The 5161-nt window shown below is 68.9% G+C and carries 3 protein-coding genes and 1 pseudogene; 3 read left to right on the top strand and 1 reads right to left on the bottom strand.

Annotated elements, in window-relative coordinates; all coding sequences use genetic code 11:
- From FPZ41_RS44700 to FPZ41_RS44690, 3 genes and pseudogenes are all read left to right on the top strand, one after another.
- Nucleotides 1-498 (top strand): annotated as a pseudogene (locus FPZ41_RS44700) (hypothetical protein); the annotation flags it as partial.
- A 175-nt stretch (nt 499-673) separates the two neighbouring features.
- Complete coding sequence (locus FPZ41_RS44695) at nt 674-1483, top strand: pectate lyase (RefSeq protein ID WP_152870444.1); 810 nt, start codon at nt 674-676, stop codon at nt 1481-1483.
- Nucleotides 1484-1755: 272 nt separating this feature from the next.
- Nucleotides 1756-4002: a family 43 glycosylhydrolase gene (locus FPZ41_RS44690; RefSeq protein ID WP_152870442.1), complete on the top strand. Its 2247-nt coding sequence runs from the start codon at nt 1756-1758 to the stop codon at nt 4000-4002.
- Nucleotides 4003-4018: 16 nt separating this feature from the next.
- On the opposite strand, the gene FPZ41_RS44685 is transcribed toward FPZ41_RS44690, so the two are convergent.
- On the bottom strand, nt 4019-5149 hold the full coding sequence (locus tag FPZ41_RS44685) for a dienelactone hydrolase family protein (RefSeq protein WP_407698904.1): 1131 nt from the start codon (nt 5147-5149) through the stop codon (nt 4019-4021).
- Nucleotides 5150-5161: the final 12 nt, after the last annotated feature.

Genomic DNA, 5161 nt, shown 5'->3' with positions numbered 1-5161 from the left:
CCCTCACGCACCCCGGCCCCGGAGAACTCCGCCCCGGCCCGGCCGCCCGAGAAGCCGGAAAAGCCGGGGAGACCTGACAACGAGGACGGTCCCGTCCGGACCGACGGCGCGGTAGACCCCCACAGCAACGACTTCTGGGCGCAGAGCAACCTGACCCTGAGGACCGGCGAGGAACTCACCGCGCTCACCGTCGAGTTGCGCATCGCCCTGACCGACGGGGTCAACTCCGCCGGCGCCTGGCGCACGCTGCCCGAGCAGGACTTCACGCTGACGGTCGGCGGGGACGACGGCTTCCTCGTCTACCGGTGGGTTCTCAAGGCGGGCCGTACCGTGCCGAAGGGCGAGTATGTCTTCGCGGGCCAGTACGACCACGCACGCGGCGGCCGGGACGCGAGCGACGACCGGTACGCGGTGACCGCGACGGCTGACGGCGAACAGTACGCCGTGGGCGGGGACTTCGCCCGCGGCGGCGAGGACACCGCCGCGGGCGACTCGTGACGTCCGGCCGGCACCTCCCGACCACGCCCTGACACTCTCCTGACCACGCCCGGACATCCTTCTGACCCGCACGTGCAGCCGGCCGGAAAAGCCTCCGGCACCCGGCAACCCTTTCCCACCCGGTGGCGACCAGCAGTCGCAAGCAGCTCTGATCCCCCCACCGAAGGAACGGGACATGACTTCACGTACGGAGCACCGCGTGCACCACCACCGCCGCCGAGCGTTAAGGCAGCGCGCCCTCCTCGGCGGCCTCGGCGCGCTGGCACTGACCGGCACCGCCATCGTCAGCAGCTCCATGCTGTCCACCGCGAGCGCGGCCAGCTGGCCGACCCCCACCTCCAGCCAGCCCGTGTCCTCGACCATCTCCGTGTCCGGTGTCAGGGACGGCGGCATGGTGCGGTACTACGGCAGCGGCGACCTGGCGGGCGACGGCCAGGAAGAGGGCCAGGACCCGATCTTCAAGCTCGCGGCCGGCGCTACGCTGAAGAACGTGATCATCGGCGCGCCCGGCGCCGACGGCATCCACTGCGAGGGCAACTGCACCCTGCAGAACGTGTGGTGGGAGGACGTCGGCGAGGACGCCGCGACCTTCCGCGGCGGGAGCACCTACACGGTGACCGGCGGCGGCGCCAAGAAGGCCGCCGACAAGGTCTTCCAGCACAACGGGCCCGGCACCCTGAACATCTCCAACTTCGCCGTCAGCGAGTTCAAGACGCTGTACCGCTCCTGCGGCGACTGCTCCACGCAGTACACGCGCAAGGTCAACCTCAGCAATATCGAGGTGACCGGAACGGGTTCCACCGCGCGGCTCGTCGGCATCAACGTCAACCGCAACGACGTCGCCACGCTGCGCGGCATCACGATCCTCAACGACTCCAGCCGCAAGGTCGTCCCCTGCCAGAAGTACAACAACAACGACGCGGTCGGCACCGGGCCGGACAGCACCAACTGCCTCTACTCGTCGTCCGACATCACGTACAGGTAATCGATCGCCCGGAGCAGTACGCCCCCGCCGGTGACGACCGGCGGGGGCTCGGTCTTCCCGCGGCGGCGAAGCGGGCCGGAGGGGCCGCTCCGGCCCGCCTCTGTTCCCTGGTCGCCACCGTCACCGGAAAAGGTTGCCGTGGTCCAGACGAAAGCGATCGAAAGTTTCGCTCCGGTGCGTCACGCGCACACCGATTGACGCGCCGTTCCCCGCTGGTGAAACTCCAGGAGCCGTTATCCAACAGAAATCACCAGACTCACACAGGATGTGTCATGCGTCCCACCGCCCGTACGCTCCTGCTCCCCCTCCTGGCGCTCTTCCTGAGCCTGCTGGCCGCGCCACCGGGGTCGGCCCAGTCCACGGCACAGCCCTCGGCACACGCCTCGAAATCATCGGAACGGTCCGTGAAGAAACCCACATACGCCGGCTATCTCTTCGCCTACTTCACCGGTGAGGGCACCTCGGACGGCGAGCAGATCCGTTACGCCCTCAGCCGTGGCAACGACCCGCTCCACTGGCGGGAGCTGAACCGCGGCAAACCGGTCCTCACCTCCACCATCGGCGAGAAGGGCCTGCGCGACCCGTTCGTGATCCGCTCCCCCGAGGGCGACAGGTTCTACATGATCGCGACCGATCTGCGCATGTACCAGAACAGCAGCGGCAGTTGGGACCAGGTCCAGAGACACGGCAGCAAGTCGATCATGGTCTGGGAGTCCACGGACCTGGTGAACTGGACCGACCAGCGCCTGGTGAAGGTCTCCCCGGACAACGCGGGCAACACCTGGGCACCCGAGGCCTACTGGGACGACAGCCTCGGTGCGTACGTCGTCTTCTGGGCGTCGAAGCTGTACGCCGACGACGACCCGGACCACACGGGCTCGACGTACAACAAGATGCTGTACGCGACGACCAAGGACTTCCGCACGTTCAGCGAGCCGAAGGTGTGGGACGACCCCGGCTACTCGGTCATCGACTCGACGGTCGTCAAGCACGAGGGCACGTACTACCGCTACACCAAGGACGAGCGGGACCCCACGTCCTCCAACCCGTGCTCGAAGTTCATCACCGCGGAGAAGTCGTCCTCGCTCACCGACACCTCGTACGACTTCGTCTCGGACTGCATCGGCAGCGGTTCCATCGACCGCGGTGAGGGCCCGACGGTGTTCAAGTCCAACACCGAGGAAAAGTGGTACCTGTTCATCGACGAGTACGGCGGCCGCGGCTACGTCCCGTTCGAGACCACCGACCTCGACTCGGGCAAGTGGACCATGTCGGAGAACTACCAGCTGCCCGCCAGCCCGCGGCACGGCACGGTGATGCCGGTGACGCAGGAGGAGTACGACCGGCTGCTGGCCGCGTACCCGGCGAGTCCCGCGTCGGTCGTGGACGCGACGGTGAAGGACCAGAAGGGGTACGCGGTCGTCAGCGAGGACACGTCGAAGGTCGTCCTGCCCATGGAGCCAGACATCGACAAGGCAGCTCTCAAGCGGCTGGCGCCCAAGCTGTGGCTGGGTGAGGGCGCGACGGTGAGCCCGAAGTCCGGTACGAGCCGCGACTTCCGCAGGCCCCGGACGTACACGGTCACGGCTGCGGACGGCACGAAACGCACCTGGACCGTCGAGGCCGTGCCGACCCGCAGCCCGGTCCTGCCCGGCCTCTACGCCGACCCCGACGTCACGTACATGGACGGCCGCTACTGGATCTATCCGACGACGGACGGCTTCCCCGGCTGGAGCGGCACCCGGTTCAAGGCGTTCTCGTCGAAGGACCTGGTCAACTGGACGGACCACGGAGTGATCCTCGACCTGGGACCCGACGTCTCCTGGGCCGACAGGAACGCCTGGGCCCCGGCGATCGCCAAACGCGACGGCAAGTACTACTTCTACTTCTGCGCCGAGCAGCAGATCGGTGTGGCGGTGGCCGACTCCCCGGCCGGCCCCTTCAAGGACGCGCTCGGCAAGCCCCTGGTCGCCAAGGGCGGGGCTCTGAAGGGCCAGATGATCGACCCGGCGGTCTTCACGGACGACGACGGGCAGTCGTACCTGTACTGGGGCAACGGACACGGCTACGTCGTCCCGCTGAACGACGACATGGTGTCGTTCGACGCGAGCAAGGTGCAGGACATCACCCCGGACAACTTCCGGGAGGGCTCCTTCGTGATCAAACGCAAGGGCACCTACTACTTCATGTGGTCCGAGGACGACACACGCAGCGAGAACTACCACGTGGCGTACGCGACGGGGCCGACCCCGCTCGGCCCGTGGACCAAGCAGGGCACGATCCTGTCCAAGCGGCCGGAGTACGGCATCCTCGCCACGGGCCACCACTCGGTGGTCAACACCCCCGGCACGGACGACTGGTACATGGTGTACCACCGGTTCGCCCTGAACGGCCCCGGCAAGCCGGGCGGGGACGGCACGCACCGGGAGACGACGGTCGACCGTATGGAGTTCGCGGCCGACGGCACGATTCTTCCGGTGGTGCCGACCCTGGAGTCGATCAGGCCGGTGAGGCGCTGAGCGGCTCCAGGGAAGCTCACAGGACGGAGTCGAGCCAGGCGAAGACCTCGTCCTGCATACGGTCGGCGAAGACATGACCGAGGTCCGGCCAGACCTTGGTGAGCAACCGCTCCCCGGCATGACGTGAGCGCCAGACGGCGCCCAGTTTCTCGTACGCGACCCGGACTCCCTCAGCGGTGAACAGGGAGTCCTGGGCGCCGTGGAAGAAGAGCATCGGCCGGGGGGCGGCGATGCTCGCCACGTCGGGGAAGTCGAGGTGCCGGGCGAGCCCGGGGTGCAGCATGTGGTAGGCGGACTGGCCGCGCAGGATGTTGTTGCCGGGCACCATGACCTCCTTCAGCCCGGTCATCCAGCACACACTCGCGGCGGCCGCGACGTCGTCGCTGAGCGCGGCGGTCTGCCATGCGCGGAAAGCTCCCATGGAGAATCCGACGGCCGCGACCCGCCGCCGGTCCACCCGGTCCAGCCCGGCCAGGAAGGCGGCGGCGCGCGCGTCCTCCCTGGCCATGAGCCCGGCCAGCGACGAGCCCAGGTTGAAGAAGTTGCTGGCGAGTGCCTGCTGCTGCTCGTAGGTGATCGGTCCCCGGTCGCCCCAGCCGAGCGCGTCCAGGGCGAGGACGACGTACCCGCGCCGGGCCAGCTCGTCGCCGACGAACCGGCCGCTGAAGCAGCGGTCGGCCCACGCCTGCGCGGAGGCGAGCCGGACCTCGCCGTCGCCCCAGGGCCGGACCAGCTTCTCCTTCCCGATGTCGAACTTCGAGCCGTGGTCGTGGAGCAGCAGCACGGCCGGGAACGGTCCGGTGCCGTGCGGAGTGAGGAGGGCGCCACGGACGCGCTCGTGGCGGGTGAGGGCGAGGGTGACCGACTCCCGGGTGTAGCCGTCGGCTTCGGCACGTTCCGCGAACTCGGGCGCGTACGGCGTGCCGTCGTCCGGCCCGACGAACAGGTGCTCCTCGACCTTCGCGCGGGCGGCTCGCCGCCAGGCCCGGAAGTCCCGGATCGGGGAGGTGCCCCAGGCGAGCGGGAAGCGCAGCTCCTCCTTGAGCTGGGGGTGGAAGCCGGGCAGTGTGCCCTCCACGACGCCGGACTCCGCGACGCCCGACTCCGGGACACCGGACTCCGCCGCGGCGGCACTCCCCGCTCCGATTCCCGCCCCGGC

The organism is Streptomyces acidicola, from assembly GCF_009377235.1.
GTDB classification, from domain to species: Bacteria; Actinomycetota; Actinomycetes; order Streptomycetales; family Streptomycetaceae; genus Streptomyces; species Streptomyces acidicola.
This window is presented reverse-complemented; position numbering and strand designations above follow the sequence as displayed.

Bases quoted from the DNA above. Each gene is read 5' to 3' on its own strand.
- FPZ41_RS44695 (WP_152870444.1), top strand. From the start codon at position 674: ATGACTTCACGTACGGAGCACCGCGTGCACCACCACCGCCGCCGAGCG.
- FPZ41_RS44690 (WP_152870442.1), top strand. From the start codon at position 1,756: ATGCGTCCCACCGCCCGTACGCTCCTGCTCCCCCTCCTGGCGCTCTTC.